The sequence below is a fragment of the Duganella flavida genome (assembly GCF_009857445.1).
GTDB classification, from domain to species: domain Bacteria; phylum Pseudomonadota; class Gammaproteobacteria; order Burkholderiales; family Burkholderiaceae_D; genus Rugamonas; species Rugamonas flavida.
On the sequence record NZ_WWCN01000032.1, the window covers coordinates 1 to 23,050 of the forward strand.

Annotated in this window: 20 protein-coding genes, 1 rRNA gene and 1 riboswitch; of the genes, 16 read left to right on the forward strand and 5 right to left on the reverse strand. The window is 62.2% G+C overall.

The window, feature by feature from the left end; translation table 11 throughout:
• Positions 1-372: 372 nt before the first annotated feature.
• The 14 genes from cobT (at position 373) to bluB (ending at position 14,070) form a co-directional block, all read left to right on the forward strand.
• Positions 373-1,398 carry a nicotinate-nucleotide--dimethylbenzimidazole phosphoribosyltransferase gene (gene cobT / locus GTP46_RS28470; RefSeq protein ID WP_161010011.1) on the forward strand — a complete coding sequence of 342 codons (1,026 nt, stop codon included), beginning with the start codon at positions 373-375 and terminating at the stop codon, positions 1,396-1,398.
• Positions 1,399-1,401: 3 nt separating this feature from the next.
• Positions 1,402-2,169 carry an adenosylcobinamide-GDP ribazoletransferase gene (locus GTP46_RS28475; RefSeq protein ID WP_161010012.1) on the forward strand — a complete coding sequence of 256 codons (768 nt, stop codon included), beginning with the start codon at positions 1,402-1,404 and terminating at the stop codon, positions 2,167-2,169.
• A complete protein-coding gene (locus tag GTP46_RS28480; protein ID WP_161010013.1) occupies positions 2,166-2,681 on the forward strand; it encodes a histidine phosphatase family protein in 516 nt (171 codons plus the stop codon). The genes GTP46_RS28475 and GTP46_RS28480 overlap by 4 nt, the downstream gene beginning before the upstream one ends.
• 4 nt (positions 2,682-2,685) lie before the next feature.
• Positions 2,686-2,907, forward strand: a riboswitch (cobalamin riboswitch).
• Positions 2,908-2,978: 71 nt separating this feature from the next.
• On the forward strand, positions 2,979-4,832 hold the full coding sequence (locus GTP46_RS28485) for a TonB-dependent receptor domain-containing protein (RefSeq protein WP_161010014.1): 1,854 nt from the start codon (positions 2,979-2,981) through the stop codon (positions 4,830-4,832).
• A gap of 57 nt (positions 4,833-4,889) precedes the next feature.
• A complete protein-coding gene (locus GTP46_RS28490) occupies positions 4,890-5,912 on the forward strand; it encodes a FecCD family ABC transporter permease (protein ID WP_161010015.1) in 1,023 nt (340 codons plus the stop codon).
• Between the two features lie 17 nt (positions 5,913-5,929).
• Complete coding sequence (locus tag GTP46_RS28495) at positions 5,930-6,703, forward strand: ABC transporter ATP-binding protein (RefSeq protein WP_161010029.1); 774 nt, start codon at positions 5,930-5,932, stop codon at positions 6,701-6,703.
• Positions 6,700-7,305: a cob(I)yrinic acid a,c-diamide adenosyltransferase gene (gene cobO, locus GTP46_RS28500; RefSeq protein WP_161010016.1), complete on the forward strand. Its 606-nt coding sequence runs from the start codon at positions 6,700-6,702 to the stop codon at positions 7,303-7,305. Before GTP46_RS28495 ends, cobO begins: the two co-directional genes overlap by 4 nt.
• Complete coding sequence (locus tag GTP46_RS28505) at positions 7,299-8,585, forward strand: cobyrinic acid a,c-diamide synthase CobB (protein WP_161010017.1); 1,287 nt, start codon at positions 7,299-7,301, stop codon at positions 8,583-8,585. Before cobO ends, GTP46_RS28505 begins: the two co-directional genes overlap by 7 nt.
• On the forward strand, positions 8,582-9,130 hold the full coding sequence (gene cobU / locus GTP46_RS28510) for a bifunctional adenosylcobinamide kinase/adenosylcobinamide-phosphate guanylyltransferase (RefSeq protein WP_161010018.1): 549 nt from the start codon (positions 8,582-8,584) through the stop codon (positions 9,128-9,130). The genes GTP46_RS28505 and cobU overlap by 4 nt, the downstream gene beginning before the upstream one ends.
• 2 nt (positions 9,131-9,132) lie before the next feature.
• Positions 9,133-10,110: an adenosylcobinamide-phosphate synthase CbiB gene (gene cbiB / locus GTP46_RS28515; protein WP_161010019.1), complete on the forward strand. Its 978-nt coding sequence runs from the start codon at positions 9,133-9,135 to the stop codon at positions 10,108-10,110.
• Positions 10,103-11,083: a threonine-phosphate decarboxylase CobD gene (gene cobD / locus GTP46_RS28520; RefSeq protein WP_161010020.1), complete on the forward strand. Its 981-nt coding sequence runs from the start codon at positions 10,103-10,105 to the stop codon at positions 11,081-11,083. Before cbiB ends, cobD begins: the two co-directional genes overlap by 8 nt.
• Positions 11,080-11,952, forward strand: a complete 873-nt coding sequence (locus GTP46_RS28525; protein WP_161010021.1) for a cobalamin-binding protein — start codon at positions 11,080-11,082, stop codon at positions 11,950-11,952. The genes cobD and GTP46_RS28525 overlap by 4 nt, the downstream gene beginning before the upstream one ends.
• A gap of 11 nt (positions 11,953-11,963) precedes the next feature.
• Positions 11,964-13,418, forward strand: coding sequence for a cobyric acid synthase (locus GTP46_RS28530; protein ID WP_161010022.1), 1,455 nt, complete (start codon positions 11,964-11,966; stop codon positions 13,416-13,418).
• 1 nt (position 13,419) lies between these two features.
• Positions 13,420-14,070: a 5,6-dimethylbenzimidazole synthase gene (gene bluB / locus GTP46_RS28535; protein ID WP_161010023.1), complete on the forward strand. Its 651-nt coding sequence runs from the start codon at positions 13,420-13,422 to the stop codon at positions 14,068-14,070.
• Here bluB and GTP46_RS28540 read toward each other — a convergent pair.
• The gene (locus GTP46_RS28540) at positions 14,067-15,764 is read right to left on the reverse strand and encodes an alkaline phosphatase D family protein (RefSeq protein WP_161010024.1); all 1,698 of its coding nucleotides are present in this window, start codon (positions 15,762-15,764) and stop codon (positions 14,067-14,069) included. The genes bluB and GTP46_RS28540 overlap by 4 nt on opposite strands.
• Before the next feature lie 96 nt (positions 15,765-15,860).
• On the opposite strand from GTP46_RS28540, the gene GTP46_RS28545 reads away from it, so the two are divergent.
• Positions 15,861-17,282: a DHA2 family efflux MFS transporter permease subunit gene (locus tag GTP46_RS28545; protein WP_161010030.1), complete on the forward strand. Its 1,422-nt coding sequence runs from the start codon at positions 15,861-15,863 to the stop codon at positions 17,280-17,282.
• On the opposite strand, the gene GTP46_RS28550 is transcribed toward GTP46_RS28545, so the two are convergent.
• Both GTP46_RS28550 and GTP46_RS28555 read right to left on the reverse strand, forming a co-directional pair.
• Complete coding sequence (locus GTP46_RS28550) at positions 17,242-18,147, reverse strand: phytanoyl-CoA dioxygenase family protein (RefSeq protein ID WP_161010025.1); 906 nt, start codon at positions 18,145-18,147, stop codon at positions 17,242-17,244. The genes GTP46_RS28545 and GTP46_RS28550 overlap by 41 nt on opposite strands.
• 82 nt (positions 18,148-18,229) lie before the next feature.
• Positions 18,230-20,224, reverse strand: a complete 1,995-nt coding sequence (locus GTP46_RS28555) for a beta strand repeat-containing protein (protein ID WP_161010026.1) — start codon at positions 20,222-20,224, stop codon at positions 18,230-18,232.
• Between the two features lie 161 nt (positions 20,225-20,385).
• Between GTP46_RS28555 and GTP46_RS28560 the strand changes: the two genes are divergently transcribed.
• Positions 20,386-20,763, forward strand: coding sequence for a hypothetical protein (locus GTP46_RS28560; protein ID WP_161010027.1), 378 nt, complete (start codon positions 20,386-20,388; stop codon positions 20,761-20,763).
• Between the two features lie 27 nt (positions 20,764-20,790).
• On the opposite strand, the gene GTP46_RS28565 is transcribed toward GTP46_RS28560, so the two are convergent.
• Together GTP46_RS28565 and rrf are read right to left on the reverse strand one after the other, a co-directional pair.
• A complete protein-coding gene (locus tag GTP46_RS28565) occupies positions 20,791-22,806 on the reverse strand; it encodes an esterase-like activity of phytase family protein (RefSeq protein ID WP_161010028.1) in 2,016 nt (671 codons plus the stop codon).
• Positions 22,807-22,933: 127 nt separating this feature from the next.
• A 5S ribosomal RNA gene (rrf, locus tag GTP46_RS28570) occupies positions 22,934-23,046 on the reverse strand.
• Positions 23,047-23,050: the final 4 nt, after the last annotated feature.

Sequence of the window (23,050 nt, forward strand, 5' to 3'; positions counted from 1 at the left end):
GATCAAACTCTTTAGTTTAATCTCTGTTTGTGACCACTGCTGGTCACTGGTTCGCTCTTCTCAAAAATACTGACAGTATTTCTACTGAATATTTCTTTGTTGAGCATTTAATGCTTTTTGTTGCAGCGTCAAACGCCCACATTTATCGACTGTAATTTTTTAAAGATCTTGTGTTGCTGGCTGAAGAAGCGTTTTGTTCATCAGCGAAGAAGCGAGATTATGAAGTGTTTCGTTTATCTCGTCAACCCCTCGTTTTTCTTCGTTTTCGCTTTGCAGCGTCTGCGTTGTCTTGCGAGGGACAGAACTATAGCAAGCCACTCGCGGCTTTGGCAAGAGGTAAAATAATAAATCTTTCGATTCATAAGCTGCCCCATGTCCATTTCCCCTACTTATAACGAAGCGCTGGCCGTCCAACTCGACCGCGCTATTAATAACAAGACCAAGCCGCTGGGTAGCTTGGGCGTACTGGAAGTGCTGGCCAGACAAATCGGCCTGATACAAAACACGCGCGATATCGCCATCAAACAGCCGGCCATATTAGTGTTCGCTGCCGATCATGGCGTGGTTGCCGAAGGCATTTCCGCCTATCCGCAGGACGTGACCTGGCAAATGGTGGAGAACTTCCTGGCCGGCGGCGCGGCTATTAATGTCTTCGCCGCACAGAACAACTGCGCGCTGCGCGTGATCGACGCTGGCGTTAATCACGACTTCGGCCCGCGCGACGGCCTGACTGACCGCAAACTGGCCCACGGCACCCGCAACTTCGCGCAAGAACCGGCCATGAGCCGCGACCTGTGCGACAGCGCCCTGGCCGCCGGCGCAGCACTGGCCGCTGAGTTAGAGGGTAACGTGATCGGCTTCGGCGAAATGGGCATTGGGAATACCACTGCCGCCGCTGCGCTGATGCACAAGTTGACCGGCATCCCGGTAGCGCAATGCGTGGGCGCTGGCACCGGCTTGTCGGCGGAAGGCATCCTGCACAAGCAGCGCGTGATTGAGGCGGCCGTCGCCAAGCATGCACGCGCCACCGAGCCGCTCGACGTGCTGGCCACCTTTGGCGGACTGGAGATCGCCATGATGGCCGGCGCCATGCTGAAAGCGGCCGAACTACGCAAAGTGCTGCTGATCGATGGCTTTATCGTCAACAGCGCACTGCTGGTCGCCGCGCGCATCCAGCCTGCGATTCTCGACTACTGCATATTCGCCCACTGCTCCAATGAGAACGGCCACCAGCAAATGCTGTCCGCACTGGGCGCCAAGCCGCTGCTGAATCTCGGCCTGCGCCTCGGTGAAGGCACTGGCTGCGCGCTGGCGCTGCCGCTGCTGCACGCCGCCGTCAACTTCCTGAACCAGATGGCGACCTTCGAGTCGGCACAGGTCAGCGAAAAGTCGGAATAAGCGATGCATCAACTCCGCCTGTTCTTCACCGCGCTGCAGTTCTTCACCCGCCTGCCTATTCCGGGCTGGGTGGGCTTTGATCCAGCGTGGCTGAACCAGGCCTCGCGCTATTTCCCGCTGGTCGGCGTAGTGGTGGCACTGATCACCAGCGCGGCCTACCTCGTCGCCGCGTGGTTCCTGCCTGCGCCGGTCGCCGTGATTATCTCCACTGCGATCGGTATCTATATCACCGGCGCGTTTCATGAAGACGGCTTTGCCGATATGTGCGACGGCTTCGGCGGCGGCATGACGCCGGAGCGCGTACTGGAGATCATGAAGGATTCGCGCATCGGCGCATACGGCGCGATCGGCACCATCTGCATGCTGGCCTTGAAGCTGGTGACGCTGGCGATGATGCCAACGCTGGCCGCCGTCGGCGCGCTGCTGGTAGCACATCCACTTTCGCGCCTGATGGCGACTTCGCTGATCTGGCGTCTCGATTATGCACGCGCTGAAGGTAAAGCTAAACCGCTTGCACAGAAAATGAGCAGCGCTGAATTCATGATTGCCGCGCTTACCGCCATGCTGCCCGCAGTGGCGGTGATCGCACTGCACTGGCTGCCGGCGACGGCACTCGCAAGTAGCGTAGTCGCCGCCGCCATCGCCACGTTTTGGCTTGCGCGCAAATTCGTGCGCCGCATAGGCGGCTATACCGGCGATTGCCTCGGCGCGGTGCAGCAGGTCGCCGAAGTGACGATCTACCTATGCGCGCTGGCCTGCCTACCGCAATGAAGCTGCTACTGGTCCGCCATCCGCAGCCGCTGGTCACACCGGGCGTTTGCTATGGCAGCACCAACCTGGCCATCGCACCGGGGCAACTGGAGCAAACGCTGGCCGCATTGAAGCTGCCCGCAGGCCTGTCGATCTACTCCAGCCCACTGAGGCGCTGCGCCGAACTGGCCGCACGCCTGGGCGACAACATCATCTACGACGCCCGCCTCGCCGAGATGCACTTTGGCGATTGGGAGATGCAGCCGTGGGACGCCATCCCGCGCGCCGACATCGACGCGTGGGCCGCCGACACAGTCCACTACCACCCCGGTGGCGGCGAAAGCGTGCTGCAAATGGCCGAACGTATCGCCGCCTTTTACAGTGAGCTAAACGGCGACGCCATCATCATCTGCCACGCCGGAACCATACGCCTGCTGGCCGCCCGCCACGCCGGACTGGCGCCTGCGGAAATGGCCCTGCAAGCGGCGCAAACCGCCCATCAAATCCCCTACGGCTCCACTTTGACGCTTTAAACCCGTATAATGGATGGGTTTTGGTGCTCGCGCGTCTGTCCAGATGCGCAGTTAAACGGGAAACACGAAGCTCTGTAAATAGCCAACGTGTGCTGCCCCCGCAACGGTAAACAAGTGTCGCTGCTGTACGCGACAAACCGCCTCTCATAACCACTGTGCCTCGGCATGGGAAGGTAAGGCGGTCCGACTTGTTAGCCCGGATACCGGCCAGACCAGGTGGAAGCGAATCGCACTTCGCTTCTGTTCGCGATTGGCTTACGGGGACGTCGGCCGGTTGCTACTAACAGAAAAATTATCATGACCTTTCGTATCTCCCGTCCTGCGACGCTGACGTCGCTGGCGTTGGCAATGGCTGCCTGCTATGCGCACGCCGAACCTGCCGACACCGTCGTTGTTACCGCCACCCGCACCCCACAGCCGCTGGCCAACGTCATTAGCGACACCATCACCATCAGCGCCGAGCAGATTTCCGAATCGGGCGCCGGTTCTATCGTCGACCTGCTGCAGCGCCAGCGCGGCATCGAGATCGCCCGCAACGGCGGCGCCGGTACCTCGTCCAGCGTCTTCATTCGCGGCGCCAACAGCAACCAGAACATCGTGCTGGTAGACGGCGTGCGTATCGGCTCCTCGACCACCGGCGCCGCCAACTGGAGCGCCATCCCGCTGACTGCCATCGATCATATCGAAATCGTCTACGGCCCACTGAGTTCCCTGTATGGCGCCGACGCCATCGGCGGCGTGATCCAGATCTTCACCAAGAAAGGCAAAGGCGCGCCTAGCGTGTCGGCCTTCGCTGGCTACGGCAGCGACAAGACCCGCGAAGCCGACGCCACCCTGTCCGGCGCGACTGGCGGTGAGCATAGCTTCAGCTACGCGATCAGCGCAGGTAAAGAAAAATCCGACGGTTTCTCGGCCACCCGTCCAGGCAGCAGCTCGTACAACGCGGACCGCGATGGCTACGACCGCGAAAACGTCTCCGGCCAATTCGGCCTGCAGATCGCGCCTGGCTACGAAGCCGGTGCGCTGTTCTTGCACAGCAAACTGGAATCGCAGTACGACAACGGCTCCTCGTCCTACGACGTGCGCAGCAAGGCCGCACTGGATACCGCCGCCGTCTACGGCAAGGCCAAATTTGCGCCTAACGTCGATACGCTGGTGCAGTACTCGGAAAGCCGCGACAAAGGCCAGAACTGGGGCAGCGCTGCCGCATCCGGCTACTCGCGCATCGACACCAAGCAAACCGACATCACCGTGCAGAACGATGTACGCGTTGGCGAAGACATGCTGCAAGTGCTGTTCGATCACCGTAAGGAAGAAGTGTCGACTAACGGCGCCAATGCACTGAACCGCGACCGCACCACCAACTCGTGGGCCGTGTCGTACAACGCTCGCCGCGGCGCCAACCTGCTGAACGCAGCCGTCCGCCGCGACAACTCGGTGTATGGTTCGAAGAACACTGGCTCGCTGGGCTACGGCTACGACATCACCTCGCAGCTGCGCGCCACCGCCAGCTACGGCACCAGCTTCCGCGCGCCGACCTACAACGAGTTGTACTACCCAAGCTACGGCAATCCAGCCAACAAGCCGGAACAAGGCAAGAACGCGGAGATCGGCCTGCGCTGGGATGACGGTGTGAACGCGCTGAGCGCCAGCTACTTCCGCAACAAGCTGACCGACCTGCTGGTCAACACCACGCCTTGCCCATACGGCGTGGCTAACTATGCGTTCGGCTGCGCCTACAATGTCAGCAAGGCGCAACTGGAAGGCGTGACCATCGCCGGTGCGACCAAGCTGGCGGGCGTCAACCTGGCTGCGAACCTCGACCTGCAGGATCCGAAGGACGAAACCACCGGCAAGCGCCTGCAGCGCCGTTCGAAAAAACACGGCAACGTCACGGCTGACTACAACATCGGCAAGCTGAAGACCGGCGTTGAGCTGGAGTTTTCGGGTGACCGCTTCGACGACGCCGCCAACAAGAATCGCCTCGGCGGCTATGGCCTGGTGAACTTGTACGCGACCTACACCATCACGAGTGACTGGTCGGCGCTAGTCCGCTGGAACAACATCGGCGACAAGCAGTACGACCTGGCGCGCAACTACGCAACCCCGGGTTCCAAGGTATTTGCCGGACTCCGTTACGGCTACAAATAATGGTGTAACCTGCCGGGGATGGATTTCCTTCCCCGGCAGTTTTTTTGAAAGCAGTGCATGCATTCTTTCTCCCGCAATCTGCGACAGCGCGCCACCATCACCCTCGCGGGACTGCTGCTATTCGCGTTTGCCAGCCTGATTTTTTCGGGCATGACCGGTTCGGTCTCGATTCCCCTTTCCGATATTCCTGCAGCGCTGAATGAGCTGCTGCATGGCCAGAATTCGACGCTGGCAGCCACCCTGCTCGACCTGCGCGTGAGCCGCGCGGTCTCCGCTTTCGTCACTGGTGCGGCGCTGTCGCTGGCCGGCGTGATGATGCAGGCGCTGTTGCGCAATCCACTGGCCGATCCTTATGTACTTGGTCTGTCGGCCGGCGCCTCGGTCGGCGCCTTGGCTGCGCTGCTATTCATGTGCGCCGCCTGGATGGTGGACGCTGCTGCCTTTGGCGGCGCGGTCGCCGTCTCCATGATGCTGTATGTGCTGGCCCGGCGCGACCTGCGCGGCGGCACGGCGGCTGAAGGCGGCACCGCACTATTACTGCTGACCGGCGCTATCCTGTCTTCCGCCTGCATGGCGCTGGTGACGCTGATGCTGTCCATCGCGCCAGAAAGCCGCTTACGTAGCATGGTGTTCTGGATGATCGGTGATTTGTCCGGCACTCAGATGCGCTGGCTGCCCTGGATTGTTTTGATCACAGCGCTGGCATTCGCGCTGCGCAATGCGCGTTCAATGAACGTAATGGCGCTGCATGCGGAAGCCGCCGCCACGCTGGGCATTCGCGTGGGAGCGCTACGCAAAGGTTTGTTCTTTGTTTCCGGCCTGCTGACCGCAAGCGCCGTCACCAGCGCCGGCAGCATCGGCTTCGTCGGCCTGATCGTGCCACACGCCTGCCGCTTCGCGGTCGGTCCAGACCATCGTATTTTGATTCCGGCAGCGACGCTGGCCGGCGGTACCTTCCTGCTGCTAGCGGACACGCTGGCCCGCACCGCCATCGCGCCGCAACAGCTGCCGGTGGGCGTAGTGACGGCGTTAATCGGCGCACCGGTCTTCCTGTATCAACTACACCGGCTGCGTAAATGACGCATATGACGCATATGATGATAAGCACTCATAAACTTTATCTCAGCGCCGGCCAGCGCCAGCTGGTATCAGATCTCGAATGGCAAGTACGCCAAGGCGAATGCTGGAGCGTCATCGGCCGCAATGGCGCAGGCAAAAGCACCCTGCTGCGCGCACTGGCCGGACTGCGCGCGCCGGACGCCGGTCATGTCGCGCTGGACAACCGTCCACTGTCCGAATGGCCGCTGGCCGAACTGGCGCGCCAGCGCGCCTTCCTCGCGCAAAGCCGCAGCGACGCTTTCGCCTACAGCGTGATCGAAACCGTGCTGTCGGCGCGCCATCCATACCACGATAACCGCTACTGGGAAGACAGCGACGATCACGCCATCGCCATCAAGTCACTGGAAGCGATGGAAGTGGCCGACCTGGCAGCGCGCGATGTGCGCACCCTGTCCGGCGGCGAGCGTCAGCGCGTGGCGATTGCCGCCATGCTGGCGCAGGACACGCCACTGCTGCTGCTGGACGAACCGGCCAATGCGCTGGACCTGGCGCACCAGGTCAGCGTGATGGGCATCGTCGCACGCCTGTGCCGCGAACAAGGCAAGACCGCCGTCATGATCGGCCACGACCTGACGCTGGCACACAGCGTTTCCAGCCACGCGCTGCTGTTGAAAGGCGATGGCCGCTGGCTGGCCGGAACCACGGCGGACGTCATGCGGGCCGATATCCTCAGCGAATATCTCGGCCATCCGATCGAAGTGATCAAGCATGGCAAACGCAGCATCTTTATCCCCAACGAGGACACACAATGATCGACGATATCAACGAACGTCACCGCGTACGCATGGAGCGCAAGAAGGCCATCATCGACGCCAAGATCGAGGCGGCCGACAAGCAAATCGGCATCATCATCGTCAACACCGGCAACGGCAAGGGCAAGAGTTCCAGTGCTTTCGGCATGGCGATCCGCGCGATGGGGCATGGCATGAAGGTGGGCGTGGTGCAGTTCATCAAGGGCGCGCTGCAAACCGGCGAGGAACGCTTCCTGCGCCGCTTCCCCGAGGAGATCAGCTTCCACGCCATGGGTGAAGGCTACACGTGGGAGACGCAGAACCGCGAGCGCGATATCGCCAAGGCGCAGGTGGCGTGGGAGCAGGCGAAGAAGTTCCTCGCCGATCCCGAAGTCGGCCTGGTGATTTTCGATGAACTGAATATCGCCCTCAAATACAAATACCTCGACGTGGACACCGTCATCAACGACTTGCTGGCACGTCCGCCAATGCAGCACGTTGCCATTACTGGCCGCGGCGCGCCGCCGGAGCTGATCGAAATCGCCGACACGGTAACGGAAATGGAAGTCGTCAAGCACGCCTTCAAGGCCGGCATCGGCGCACAGGCGGGCACTGAATGGTAAAGGCACTGCTGGTCGCCGCCGTCTCCTCGGGACAGGGCAAGACCACCGTCACCGCCGCGCTGGCGCGCAAGCTGGTTCGTATGGGCCATCGTGTGCGCGTGTTCAAGTGCGGTCCGGACTTCATCGATCCGATGCTCCTGGAGCGCGCCAGCGGCGCGCCGGTGCAGTCGCTCGATCTGTGGATGGTCGGTAAAGAACTATGCAGCCGCCAGCTGGCGCAAGCCGCCGCTGAAGCGGACGTGATCCTGATTGAAGGCGTCATGGGCCTGTACGACGGCACGCCCTCCTCCGCCGATTTGTCCCGCGAATTCGGCGTGCCAGTGATGGCGGTGATCGACGCCGGCGCGATGGCGCAAACCGCCGGTGCGCTGGTGCACGGCCTGCGCGACTACGGTCCGGTGGACATCGCCGGCGTGATCGCCAATCGCATCGCCAGCGAAGGCCACGCCAAGATGGTGGCCGCCTCGCTGCGCGACATTCCGCTGTTTGCGACTTTGCCCAAGCAGGCAAGGTCGCTGCCGGAACGCCATCTTGGCCTGGTGCTGCCGGATGAAGTGCTGGATATCGACCAACTGCTGGACGAACTGGCCGACCAGCTGGTGTTCGATCAGGCCGCGTGGGACAGCTTGCCGCCGGTGCAGATCGGACCAGCACCAACGCCGCAGAAAGAGCCACTGCTGGCAGGGACGACCATTGCCGTCGCGCGCGATGCTGCCTTCATGTTCCTCTACCCTGCCAATCTGGACACGCTGCGTGCAATGGGCGCGACGCTGAAGTTTTTCTCGCCGCTGGCTGATGAAGCAGTACCGGTAGAAGCCGATGCCGTCTACCTGCCCGGCGGTTATCCCGAGCTGCATGCGGAACAGCTGTCGCAGGCCGCGCAATGGACAGCGTCCATCCGCACCGTCCATGCGGCGGGCACCCCGATCTTCGCCGAATGTGGCGGCATGATGGCGCTGGCCGATACACTGGCAGACAAATCCGGCGCGGTCTGGAATATGGCAGGCCTGCTGCCCGGTGCTGTGGCGATGCAGCCACGCCTTGCGGGCCTTGGCTCGCAAGGGTTGGAGACGCCGCAGGGCGTCCTGCGCGGCCACACCTTCCACTACTCCAAACTGGCGACCGGCGTACCACCGGCCGCTTACACTATCAAGCATCCCTCCGCTATACAAGGTGAAGCTGTGTACCGCGTGGGATCGCTGACAGCTTCGTATTTTCACGCATACTTTGCATCCAATCCGGCGGCCAGCGCCGCCTTGTTCTTAAGGAGTGTGACATGACACGTACACTGGTCTTGGGCGGCGCCCGCTCCGGCAAAAGCGCCTACGCTGAACGCCTGGCCGCAGATTCGGGCAAGGAAGTGGTCTATATCGCCACCGCTACGCCCGGCGATGAAGAAATGGCAGCGCGCATTGCGCATCACCGCGCCAGCCGTCCGCACGAGTGGATCACGGTGGAAGAGCCGCTGGCACTGGGTAACCAGCTGCTGCGCTGGTCCTCGCCGGATCGCCTGATCCTGGTGGATTGCCTGACGCTCTGGCTCAGTAACCTGCTGTTCAGCGGTGGGCAGGAATATCCGGAAGTGGGCGAGATCACGCTGCCAGCGCTATTCCACGAACAGCACGACATGCTGGCCAGCGCGCTGACCAAGTGCGCCAGCGACGTGGTGCTGGTATCGAACGAAGTAGGCCTCGGCATCATGCCGATGGGCGCCATCTCGCGCTGCTTCATGGATGAACAGGGCCGCTTGAACCAATCCGTAGCCGCCATCTGCGACCGCGCGGTGTTTGTCGCCGCCGGCCTGCCGCTGGTGTTAAAAGGATAGCCGTGCTGGGTGGACTAAGCTTTCCCGCCATCGCGCTGTTGATGGCAGCCGGTGTGCTGCTGGATTTATGGTGGGGCGAGGTGCGGCGCTGGCATCCGCTGGTCGGCTTCGGCAATCTGGCTATCGCGCTGGAGCATCGCCTGAATCAAGGCGGCTTGCGTTTTGCGCGCGGTGTGCTGGCGTGGGTACTAGCCGTGCTGCCTTTGACAGCCTTGGCTGCACTGCTGATTTGGGCGTTGGCGCTGCCCGCCGCGCAGGCCGTGACACATACGCTGATGCTGTACTTCTGTCTCGGTTTGCGCAGCCTGCGTGAACACAACCTGCCGATCGCCAATGCGCTGGCGCAGAACGATCTGCCCAATGCACGCCGCCTGACTTCTTATATTGTCAGCCGCGATACCACCAGCGCCAGCGAAATTGAACTGACCAAGGCCAGCGCGGAATCGCTGCTAGAAAATGGCAACGACGCGGTGTTCGGCACGCTGTTCTGGTTCATGATCGCCGGCGGTCCGGGCGCGGTGCTGTTCCGCATGGCGAACACGCTGGATGCCATGTGGGGCTATCGCACGCCGCGACTGCTGCAATTCGGCTGCGCTGCGGCCCGCATCGACGACGCGCTGAATTACATTCCAGCGCGATTGACTGCACTGTCTTACGTGCTGCTGGCGCCTGGCCTGCAAGGCAAGCGCCGCGCATGGCAATGCTGGCGCACGCAAGCGCCGGCGTGGGATAGCCCGAATGCCGGTCCGGTGATGTCCAGCGGTGCCGGCGCGCTGGGCGTGCAACTGGGCGGCGCTGCAATTTATCATGGCGAGGTTGAATACCGTCCGGTGTTGGGCGACGGCCCGCCTGCCACCGGAGCGGACATCCAGCGCGCGTGGCAACTCGTCGTCCGCACGACGGCGCTGTGGCTTGCTGTTGCAGGCGCCGCTGCAGCGCTGATGGCGCTGAGGACACTGACGGAGATCACCCATGCTTGAACATGGTGGCAACCTGCGCGACGCCGCGAAGCGTTTTGGCCGCGACGACTGGCTCGATCTGTCGACCGGCATCAATCCGCGCTGGTATCCAGCGCCGGCGCTGGAAGGCAATGCGTGGCATCGGCTGCCGGAGCCCGATCCTGCGTTAACCGCTGCGGCGGAAGCTTTTTATGGCGCACCGCGCATGCTGCCGGTGGCCGGTACGCAAGCAGCGATCCAAGCCTTGCCTCGCCTGCGCAAGCCATCACGTGTAGCCGTCAGCGCACCGTCGTATGCGGAACACGCGCACCACTGGGCTGGCCATGGCCACACGCTGACGCTCACGCCTTACGATGCACTGGACGTCGCCGTTGCGCAAAGCGATGTGGTGGTGGTGGTCAATCCAAACAATCCCACCGGTGCGACGATACCGGCAGCGCAGCTGCTGCAGTGGGCCGACCAGTTGGCGGCGCGCGGCGGCTGGCTGGTGGTCGACGAGGCGTTTGGCGATACGACGCAGCACAATAGCGTGGCGGCGCACACGGCGCGTCCCGGTTTGATCGTACTGCGCTCGGTTGGAAAATTTTTCGGACTGGCCGGCATCCGGCTTGGCTTCGTCGCTGCGCATGCAGATTTGTTGCGCGACCTGGCCGACCTGCTTGGCCCTTGGACCATCAGCGGTCCGGCGCAGCAGATTGCGCAGGCCGCGCTGACCGATAGCGCATGGCAGGCGCAAACGCGCGAGCAGTTGCAAGCCAGCGGCGAACGTTTGCGCGCGCTGCTGGCCGCGCATGGCATCCAGTCCAACGGCACTCCGCTGTTCCAATGGTGGGCAGAAGCGCAGCCGGAGGCGTTCTGGCAGCACATGGCGGAAAGCGGTGTGTGGGTACGACTATTTACGCAAGCGGCGCGCGGCATCCGCCTTGGACTGCCGCCGGACGAAGCGGGCTGGCAGCGCCTGCAAGCAGCACTTACTGAATGGACCAGACGATGAAAAAATTGATTTTCGCAGCAGCCCTCTTTACTTCAGCCGTCGCCAGCGCCGCACCGATCACCGTTCGCGATGACGACGGCAATGTCGTCACACTGCAAAAGCCCGCCCAGCGCGTGATCGCCATGGCGCCGCATGTGACCGAGCTGCTGTTCACTGCCGGCGCGGGCGACAAGATCGTCGGCGCCGTCACCTACAGCGACTATCCGGAAGCGGCCAAGAAAATCCCACGCGTTGGCGACAACCGCCTGATTGACCTGGAACGCGTGGCAGCCATGAAGCCGGACCTGATCGTGATCTGGATGCACGGCGGTTTCGAGCGCCAGATCGAAGGCCTGCGCAAACTCGGCATCCCGCTGTTCCACAGCGAGCCGACCAAACTGGAAGGCATCGCCGACAACGTGGTCCGCCTCGGCCAGTTGATGGGCACTGAAACCGTGGCCAACGCCGCTGCGGAGGACATCCGCCAGCAGTTCGCCGCCATGACCCGCCAATATGCAAAGCGCCCGCCGGTACGCCTGTTCTACCAGGTGTGGGACAAGCCGCTCTACACCCTGAGTAACAAGTCCATCGTCAGCGATGCGATTAACCTGTGCGGCGGCGTGAATGTTTTCGGCGAGCTGAAAGTGACGGCGCCGGTGGTCAGCGTGGAAGCCGTGTTGCAGGAAAATCCGGAAGCCATCTTCGGCACCAGCGAAAAAGACTACGGCAGCATCAACCTGTGGAAGCCGTATCCGACCATACTGGCAGTGAAGAACAACAACCTGTTCCGCCTTGATGGCGAACTGCTGAACCGCGCCGGCCCGCGCATGGTGGCCGGCACCAAAGCCCTGTGCGAAAAAATCGAAGAAGCCCGCCAACACCGAAATTAACCGGAACTGAGATGTCCTTCCCCTACTCCACCCTGATGGTGCAAGGCACCACCTCGGACGCCGGTAAAAGCACCGTCGTCGCCGCCTTGTGCCGCCTGCTCAAAAGGCAGGGCGTGCGCGTGGTTCCGTTCAAGCCGCAGAACATGGCCCTCAACAGCGCGGTGACCGCCGACGGCGGAGAGATCGGCCGCGCGCAAGCGCTACAAGCCATCGCCGCCGGCCTGCCGCCGCACACCGACATGAACCCGATCCTGCTCAAGCCATCGAGCGACATCGGTGCGCAAGTCATCATTCACGGCCAGGTCCGCGCCGAAATGAACGCGCGCGACTATCACCAGTACAAAACCGTCGCCATGCAAGCCGTGCTCGAATCGCATGAGCGCCTGCTGCTGCAGTACGAATGCGTAGTGGTGGAAGGCGCCGGAAGCCCAGCCGAAATCAACCTGCGCGACCGCGACATCGCCAACATGGGCTTCGCCGAAAAGGTGGATTGCCCGGTGGTGCTGGTGGCGGACATCGACCGTGGCGGTGTATTCGCGCACATCGTCGGCACGCTGGCTTGTTTGTCGGAGAGCGAACGCAATCGCACCATCGGCTTCGTCATCAACCGCTTCCGCGGCGATATCAAGCTGCTGGAACCGGGGCTGGAATGGCTGGAGCAGCAAACCGGCAAGCCGGTGCTGGCCGTCCTACCCTATCTGCATGGCCTGTTCCTCGACGCGGAAGACGCGGTGCAGCCGGTGCAAGCCTCGCGCGGCGCGTTCCGCGTGGTGGTCCCCAGCCTGCCGCGCATGAGCAATCACACCGACTTCGACGCACTGCGCGCCCATCCCGACGTTGATTTGCAATTCGTGCGCCAAGGCGAACCGATACCGGCGGCGGACCTGATCATCCTCCCCGGCAGCAAGAACACGCGCGGCGATCTCGATTGGCTACGCACTTACGGCTGGCCGGAGAAGATTGAACGCCACCTGCGCTACGGCGGCAAAGTGATCGGCATCTGCGGCGGTTTCCAGATGCTTGGACGCGAGGTAACCGATCCGCTGGGCATGGAAGGCAAGGCCGGCGCATCGCCGGCTCTCGGCCTGCTCGATATGGTTACCGAAATGCGTCCTGACAAACGGCTGTCGCAAGTACAAGGCGTGTGCGCTTTCGACGGCGCGCAAGCGCCGGTCAGCGGCTACGAAATCCACATGGGTGTTTCCACTGGCAGCGCCCTAGCCACGCCGGCCTTCACCATTGATGGCCGTCCGGAAGGCGCGCTGTCTGCGGATGGCCAGATCCTCGGCACCTATCTGCATGGCCTGTTCGACACGCCGCAAGCCATCAGCGCCCTGCTGTGCTGGGCCGGACTGGACTCGCACAATACCGTGGACACTTCGGCCCTGCGTGAGGCCAGCCTTGATCGCATCGCCGACGCCACGCAGCCGCTACTCGACGCCCTCGTCGCACTGAAATCAAACTGACATGAATCCGCACGCCTACCCCGATGCCGAAATTGCAGGCGTCTACCGCGCCATCCGCGAACGCCGCGATATACGCCACTTCAAACGCGGCCCGCTGGAACCAGGGCAGTTGGAGCGCTTTCTCGGCGCGGCCCACAATGGCCCCAGCGTCGGCTACATGCAGCCGTGGCGCTTCGTACGCATCACGGACGACGCGCTGCGTGCCCGCATCCACCAGCACGTGAACGAGGAACGCATCAAAACCGCCGAAGCGCTGGGCAAACGTGCGGAGGAATTCATGCAGCTCAAGGTGGAAGGCATCCTGGAATGCGCGGAGGTGCTGGTGGTTGGCCTGATCGACAAGCGTGATCAATACGTCTTCGGCCGCCGCACCATGCCGGAGATGGACCTGGCCTCCGCCGCCTGCGCGCTGCAAAACTTCTGGCTGGCCGCACGCGCGGAAGGCATCGGCGCAGGTTGGGTGTCGATGTTTGATCCGCAGCAGCTACGCGACATCGTCGGCATGCCGGAAGGCAGTCAGCCTATCGCCGTGCTGTGCGTGGGCCATGTCCACGAGTTCTACACCGCGCCCATGCTGGAACTGGAAAAGTGGGACCAGCGCCGCCCGCTCAGCGAGATCCTGTTCGAGAACCGCTGGGACAACGCCGTTTAAGCCGAGCATTCCTCGATGCGGCGGTTGCCCGGTCCCGGCAGCACGCGCAGGCTGCGGTCAGTCGCCGCCGTGAATTCGTGCTTGAACACCGTATCGACAAAACGCCAGTCGCAGCGCACCTGCTCATGGCTGGCGGTGACGATCATGTATCCACGCTTGCTGGTCTGCGCGTAGTACAGAGGTTCGATCAAGTCCACCATCATATTCGCCACGTCTTCCGGATCGCGGTCCGGGTACGCGCCTTCCATGCCCGGCGACGATACCGACGCTGTGGCAAACTCCACGCCTACCTGCTTGCCCTGCGCGTCGTGCAGGTCGCTGGCCCACGCGTTGTGCGTATCGCCGGCCAGTACCACCAGGTTCTTGCGGTGCTTCTGCATCATCTCAAACACTTGCTCACGGTCGGCCTGGTAGCCGTCCCACGAATCGAGGTAGCACGGCAAGGTCTGCGCCGACAGCCAGCGCTGCTCTTTCGGCGTCACGCACGCAGGATCGGCCGATGCGCGCTTCTTTAGCGCCGAGTAGTCGGTGCAATTGCACTCGCCCATCACCACCGCAGTCGGATACTCCATACGCGCCATTAGCACCTGCTGGCCCAGCATCTGCCAGCGCGCGTTGGAGCGGCTGACCTGACCTTCCAACCACGCCATCTGTTCACGGCCTATCATTTGGCGGCGCGGCGAGCATACGTCCTGCTTGTACTTCTCCACGTCGAAGTGGCGGTGCTCGTCGTAGTAGGAAGACATCATCAGTTGCTGGTCGCGCGCGATCAGGCGCGTGTCCAGCATGTGCAGCGAGACGATGCCGCCGAAATCGAAGGAGCGATAAATCTTGTCCGGTGCCGAAGCATCCGGCAGACGGATCGGCATCCACTCGTGGTACGCCGTCATCGCAGCCTGTTTGCGCAGCTCAAACGGCCCGTACTTGCTGGCCTTGTGGTCGACCGAACCGTCGCGCCATGTGTCGTCCGCAAACTCGTGGTCGTCCCACACGGCGATGAAGGGCATGGCCGCATGCACGGCTTGCAAATCGGGATCGGAGCGGTATTGCGCGTAGCGGCGGCGGTAATCGTCGGTGCGCAGCAGCAGCTCGCGTGGCTCGGACACCCGGCCCAGTGCTTCCGCATTGCCGCAGGCATAGCCGGTACTTTCGTATTCGTAGATGTAGTCGCCGATGTGCAGCGCAGCGTCGATATCATCCTGGCGTGCTGCATCGGCATAGACGTTGAAGTACCCGGCCGGATAGTTCGAGCAGGAGAACACCGCCAGCCGCACTTGCCGCGCATCGCCGCGCGCCAGCGTCTTGGTGCGGCCGACTACCGACTTCTCGGCATCGACCGCAAACTGGTAGTAGTACACATGGCCCGGCAGCAGACCGACAGGATCCACCTTGACCGTGTAGTCCTTCTGCGACGATGTGACCACGCTGCCGTGCGCGATCACCTGCTGCATGGCCGGATCGGTGGCCAGCTGCCAGCGCACTTCAAGCTCGCCCTCGCGCGCCGGCGTCACACGGGTCCACAGGATCACGCGGTCGCTGAGAGGATCGCCGCTGGCGACGCCGTGACGGAAGCCGGCCACGCTGTTGTCGCCGATGCCGGCGGCAGTACTGGTGCAGCCGCTGAGACCTACGCCTGCGCCTAGCAGCGCGGTCGACGCAGCCATTTGACGGATAAAGGTACGGCGTCCTTCCATGCTGCTCTCCCTCAGGCCATAGCAATGACCGCAACTTACGCCCTATCCGTGACGCGCTTATGACCGTTGTGTTTATTTTGTGTGACAATCACCCTTATGAATGCTGCCGCCGCCAAACGCTACCTGCCTTGGGTAGTCGCCACCACGCTCTTCATGGAGCAGTTGGACTCCACCGTTGTCAACACGGCCATCCCGGCGATGGCCGCCAGTTTGCAAGTAACACCACTGAGCTTGAAGGCAGTGGTCACCAGTTACATCCTCAGTCTCGCGGTATCGATTCCCATCAGCGGCTGGATGGCGGACCGCTATGGCACACGCCGCGTGTTCATGACCGCGATTAGCATTTTCACCATCGCCTCAATCTTGTGCGGCCTGTCGGTCAACTCGCCGATGCTGGTGGCGGCGCGGCTGCTGCAAGGCTTCGGCGCAGCGATGATGATGCCGGTCGGGCGCCTGACCATCATCCGCACTTACCCCAAGCACGAACTGCTGGCGGCCATGAACTTTGTCATCATCCCGGCGCTGATCGGGCCCCTGCTCGGCCCCACCATTGGCGGCTTAATCGTGCACTGGCTGACGTGGCGCGATATCTTCTTCATCAATGTGCCGGTGGGACTGGTAGCGATCTTCCTCGCGCACCGCTACATGCCGGACTATCACGGCGACGAACCACGGCCGCTGGACTTCATCGGCCTAGTATTGTTCGGCACCGGCATCGCGCTGCTGTCATGGCTGCTGGAAGTCTTCGGCGAACATAAGCTGGATGTGACCTCGGCCTCGGTGCTGCTGTTCATCGCCTGTGCGCTGCTGGCGGCTTACGTGTGGCACGCCAAGGATGCGGAGTTCCCGCTGCTGCGGCTTGCGCTGTTCAAGATACGCACTTTCCGCGTGTCGGTGCTCGGTGGTTTCATTACCCGTATTGGTGTCGGCGGCCTGCCGTTCCTGCTGCCGCTGTTGTACCAGCTGGGCCTCGGCCTGCCGGCATGGCAATCGGGCTTGCTGATGATGCCGTCCGCCGCCGCTGCGATGGGCATGAAGATGATTTCGGTGCGAGTACTGGGCCGCTTCGGCTACCGGCAAGTGCTGACCGTGAATACGCTGCTGATTGGTGTCACCATCAGCATGTTCACCTTTGTGCAGCAAGGGACGCCGCTGTATGTGATCGTGGCGATCAGTCTGTGCCTCGGCTTCTTTAACTCACTGCAGTTCTCCAGCATGAACAGCATCGCCTACGCCGATGTGGATAGCTCCAATTCCAGCATGGCCAGCACGATGGCCAGCTCGATGCAGCAGCTGTCGATGAGTTTTGGTTTGGCAGCCGGTTCGCTGGTCACCGGCTGGTTCCTCGGCGACCTGCCGCAGTCGAACCGCGTGGCGCTGACATCGGCGCTGCATCATGCCTTCATTGCGCTGGCGATATTGACGGTGCTGTCCTCCGCCATGTTCTGGACCTTGCGCAAAACCGATGGTGAAGCCATCAGCCAGGCAAAGCGCTCGGACGAAGAATCAGGCGATTGATGTAGGGGTCCAGCACCAGCGGCCCGTGATAGTGCTCCGGCGCGTATTGATAGGCATAACTGGGTAGCAGCGAATACTGGATCTGCAACATCAGGCGCGGATGCTGTGTCGGTGCCGTGCCCTTGTGGATACCCGCCGTATCGACCGCGAAGCAAAAACCGCTGGTGCCGAGAGCGGTGAGCAGCATGTCGTCCCCGTGTGCGTTAACAATTTCGCTGTCGCTGTAAAAGCGCAGGCGTACGGGTGCCCGCGTCAGGTGACTGCCGCGCAGAAAGACGTGCGGCCCCGCGTTATCATCCACGTCGGTCAGGTAGACCAGCACTTTCAGGTAGCGCCAATCTTCGGAGTCGCGATGGAAGGCTTGCAGGACGCTGCTGTCACCCGGCATCGGAAACGACCAGCGCAAACCCAGCGCAGAAATGGTCGGCTTGCACGCCATGTAGCGCGCGGCTAGTCCGAGCAACGCCGGACTGTTGGCCAGCTCAAGGATGTGCGGACAGGCGATCACGTCGCGCAAATGATAATCAGCCACGCGCACCGATTCTGGCCGCTGCACCAGCGTGAAGCCGGGGCGCTCACTATCGCGGTCGATCAATAATTTGGAGCTCAGCCACTCGCGGATCGCATCGCACTGCGCGCTATCGAGTAGATTGCCAAGCGGCGCGTAGCCGCTGTGGCGCAGGTCAGACAAAGCCGCGTTCTCGGACGGTGTGGCGGCGTGCAGTTCCTTGCCCGCGCCTCGGCGCAGCCGTAGCGCAGTGCTGAGCGCGCGCACCACCAGCCGGCGCAGCGTGGGATAAGTCACGAGGCGCTGGCTGTAGTACAACAGGCTGCGGAGCGGGGCGAAACGGCGGCCAGGTCTCAATTGCGCATATTCCATCGGGATTTCCTCTCAGAATCATTCCTGAGAAGGTAACAACCCGGAAGCCGCCCCGCCTTGATGTGGACTAAACCTTGTTGCGGCGACGGGCCATCACACCCACCAGCGCGAGGCCGGCAAACAACATAGCGTAGGTGGCAGGCTCCGGCACAGCGGCCACGCGGGTGTAGGTACCGTCGAAGGAATAGGTCGCGTTCTGGCCGTTGATGTGGGTCGCGCCCACCAGCTGCAGGAAGTCGGCGTTACCCGAATAGTTGCCCAGCACACGGAAAGCGTACGCGCCCGAGGCTGCCTCGGTGAAGCTCAGGGTGGCGCCGTTCACTACCGTGCCCAGGGCGCCGAAGGTCAGCGACGAGCCGCCCAGCAGTACCGAGGAGTTGCTGCTCAACGACAGGCTGGCGAAGGCCTGGCCATCGGCGCCGGCGCTAGTCAGGCGCAGCGTGCCGCCGTTGAGGATCAGCGCGCTATCGGCCGACAAGCGTTGCGCGCCGTCCAGCGTCAGCGTGCCACCGCTTAGCTGGGTGGCGCCGGTGTAGCTGCTGACACCGGAGAAGGTGACGTCACCACCCTGCACGTCCACTTTCTTGAAGTTGGAAATCGCGCCGTCGTAGGCAAAATGACCGTTGACCACCAGCGTGCTCTGGCTGCCGCCGCCGTTGATACTGCCGTTGATGGTGCCGCCGGTGATGGTCACGCTGTTGACGCCGCTACCCAGCTCAATCGCCTTGCCGCTGCTGGCGCCGTTGATGACGCCGGCAGTGACGATTACCGTGTTGTCGGCGTTACCTTTGATGGCCGGGCTGCTGGCGCCGCCGCCAATAATGGAAGCGCCGGCGTTGTTGTTGATGGTCACCGTGTTACCGCTAGCCACGCCCGATACCACGATGGCGGAATCGCTCTGGCCTCGGGTCACGCCGCCGCTCTGGTTGGTGACGTTGGCGTTGGCATACAAGCCCTCGCGCTGGCCTTTCAGCGCGCCGCTGGTGATGTCGTTGCCGGCCAGCGTAATGCCGCGTCCCACTGCGTTGGTATTGCCAGCACTGACCAGGCCTTCGATAGTGCCCGAGTTGACGATGGTGCCGCCGCCCACGCTGATGCCTTCGCTGTAGGCCAGGCCGGCGGTCGGCGCGCTGTAGGCGTTGATCGAGCGGATGATGCCGGTGTTGCTGATGTTGACCACGCCGTCCACATCCACACCATCGCCATCACCAGTGACGCCCTGACCGGTAATGGTGCCGTTGTTGACGACGGTGACAATCTGCTTGCCGTTGAAACCGTCCAGATTGAGGCCGGAGCCGTTCAGGCCGCGAATCACACCGCCGGCGCTGTTGTTCACTTTCATGGTGAAGCTGGAGCTCGCATCGACCTGGCCGCCGGTAATACCGTGGCGGGCGCCTTCGATCAGGCCGGTGGCCAGGTTGAAGATTTGCACGCCGGTGTTGGTTTGCGCATCCACACCATCGGTGCCGTCATCGACCTTGCCGTTGACGATTTTCGACTGGATGGTGCCGGCGTTGTTCACCACGCCGTTCAGGCCAGGACGCACGGAATCGGCGTCGTTCGCTTTCAGCACGCCGCCGGCATAGTTGTTGACGACGTTGGCGCCGGTCACGGCATTGAAATCCACTGCCTGTGCGCCGCCGACGCTGGCATTCAGCGAAATCATCGCGCCGTAGTTGTTCAGGGTGACAGTGGCGCCGGCTTTGGCCATCTGGATCACGTCCGCGTCCGCAGCCTGCATCAGCGCAGTGCTGTTGGTGGCGCTGCCGTTGTTGACGACCAGGTTGGTAACGCCGGTGTTGTCGCGGATGCCGCGGCCGGTACCGGTTTGCTTGATACTGCCGAGATTGCTCACCGTGGCGTTATTGCCGGTGACCGTCACCGCCACCGTGCTGCCGCTCACGCTCAGCGCACCGCTGGCGGTGATCGAACCGGTCTGGTTATTGGCCAGCGATTGCGCGGTGCTGCTGCTGCCGCTGATGGTGAAATCCGCCGCCGTGGCGACACCGAATGGCAGTGCAGCCAACAGCAAGAATTGAATCGCGGAAGATGGTTTCTGCATGGTGAGGTCCGGTTAGAGTTATAAGCAAACTTTCAATATCTCATACCGACATGACAAGCTTGTGACACGCTAGTGACACTGTTGCGGCCACACAGCAGCGCCTGTGCCGGCGCGGCTGGAACTGATAAGCTGCCGGGCATTTTTCATTTGAGGGAGTCTTCATGCAGAAGTTCACCGCCGCCGTGACGGCACTGAGTGCAGTCGCCATTGCCGCCGCCGCGTGCACGCTGGCCTTTGTCCGCAACAAGCCGGAAACCGGCACGCCCTACCAGGCAGTGGCGCTGATGAACGGCCAGATGTTCTTTGGCCAGCTGGAAGACAGCAACCGCGAGTACGTCACCTTGCGCGACGTGTTTTACATCCAGGGCCGGCAGAATCCGGAAACACGCGCCGTCACCAGCGTGCTGGTCAAGCGCGGCGGCGAGGCGCATGCGCCGGACCGCATGCTGATCAACCGTCAGCAAGTGCTGCTGATTGAACCGGTGAAGACTGATTCGCAGATTGCCAAACTGATCGCGGAACAGAACGCAGCCCACTAGCCGCGCCTGCTCCGCCGGGGCGCAGCGTTAGAACGACGTCAGCGCCTTGGCAAACTTGATCAGCCACAGGCGGCTTGGACGTTCTTGATCCGCACCACGCGCCACACGAATGCTGTTGGCCGCATTGCAGCCAGCTGCCGTGCTGGTGATGATCACGCCGCTCGCATCGACATTGCACTTGGTGACGTCAGCATCATCGATCGACTTGCCGTTGGCGTCGAACACCTTGGTCTTCATGCCAAAGTCGTTGTCATTGGCCAGTGCCAGCGTATTGCCATCGACGATGGTCAAGCCTTCCGCCTTCTCCGCCAGCCAGCCGATGGCGTTCAAGTCCAGCAACAGGGTTTTCTTCAGCGTGGTGACTGCCTTCCAGTCCGCGCCGTTGACGGCCACGCCGCCCATGCTGCTCTTCTCCAGATCAGACGTGGTGACGTTGAATGCCACAGCCGAAATATCAGTCGCCGAGGCTATCTCTACCAGCATCAGCTTATTGAACACCTTGCCGCTAGGCGCAGCGCCTTGTTCGATCACGATGAACTTGCCGTTACCCAGCGCCACCACATCGCCCAGCTTGGCGTTGCCGGTGCGGCCGTCCTGGTATTCGGTGGCGTCCAGTGGGTACGCGTACATCTTGCCAGCCTTGCCGGTGCTTGGATCGAACTCGGTCCAGCGGGTGAAGCGCGCATAACGCTCGACCAACTCGCTCTTGCCGGTGACCGTATAGGTTGCGCTGCCATCGGTCAGTGGGCTCTGCAGGAAGCCATGCAGCTTGTCGGTGGTGGTATCCAGCGCCAGGCCTTCCATGCCGCGGTTGGCGCGGCGCTTGGCGAAGATGTCCGGCAGGCCGCTGCCCGGTGCATACTTGTTGAGGATGATACCGGTGGCCGGATCGATCTTCACAATGAACGGGCCGTACTCATCCGACACCCACAGCACGTTGCGCTTCTTATCGACGACGATGGCCTCTGTATCGAGGCCGTTGGCGTCGAAGGTGGCTTTGCTGGCGTCGTACTTCATCGCATCCAGCACTGGCAGCTCAGCCGAATTGCCCAGCGTGCCCGGCGGGATGGCGAGTCCGGAGGTTTTCACCGTGGCCGAGGCCTTGATCGGCGTCGACGAAGTCAGCACCGCGCCGGTTTTACCAACCGTGATCACGCCAAACGCCGGCGCAAAGCTCGGCGATGGGAAGATCTTGGCGCCGGTCACGCCAGTGCCGCTCAGCGCAGGCAAGTTGGGACCGTCGCCATTCGGGCCGCGGTCGGTCAGGCCGTAGAACTCCAGTTCGCCGTTGGCGTTGGTGCCCTTGAACGCCAGCGACGAACCGTACGATGGCAGGAAGCCTAGCGGGAAATCTTCCTTCACTTTGGCATTCGTGCCTTCGTATGGAATGTAGTAGCTGGTGGCCGCTTGCACTTGATAGCGCGTCACGGTGACCGAGACTGCGCCCAGCGGCGTGGTCTGGCTGAAGGTTTCGTTGACTGGCGTGCCGACCTTGGACGCCAAGGTATCTTCAAAGTGCTCGCGCACCAGCGCACGGCGGCTGTTGTCCACGCTGCGGGCGGCGTACTTGGCGCCGGCGGCGGTCAGGTTGGCAGTCAGGCTAGTGTTGAAGGCATCGGCGGCGGCGCCGAAATCGGCGGTCTTGGTGGCCAACGCGGTTTTCACATCGGCAGTCAGCTTGATGCCGTTGGCTGGATCGCTGTCTTCGTCCAGCAGTTGCAGCGCCAGCAGGCGGTTGACCACTTTGACGTCTTTCACATCGGTGGAACCGGCCAGTTGCAGCGGCGTGATGGTGGCAGCGCAAGCAGCGCTACCCAGTGCGATGCCGCCGATGCTGAAGCTGACCGTGTCGCCGGCGTAGCAAGTGAATTCGCCCTTGGCGTTGGTACTGGCCTTGGCGGCCGAGCCGGCCACGTAGTCCAGGTTTTCTACCGCGCCATCGAGGAACACGCCAGTGATCGGCGTCTTGGCCGGTTGGTTATCGCCACCACAAGCGGCAAGAACCGAAAACACTGCCAGCGACATCAAGGAGAACTTCTTCATGCTGATACCTACCCTTGTAGTTATAAAACCAGCAAGCGTAACTACATTGCATTACAAGCGTATGACTCTTGAAGCCCCAATGCAAAAAGGCCCACTCATAGAGCGGGCCTTTTTGGCGGAATAACTAGCTTGACGATAACCTACTTTCACACTGGTTGCAGCACTATCATCGGCGTAGAGTCGTTTCACGGTCCTGTTCGGGATGGGAAGGGGTGGGACCGACTTACTATGGTCATCAAGCTTT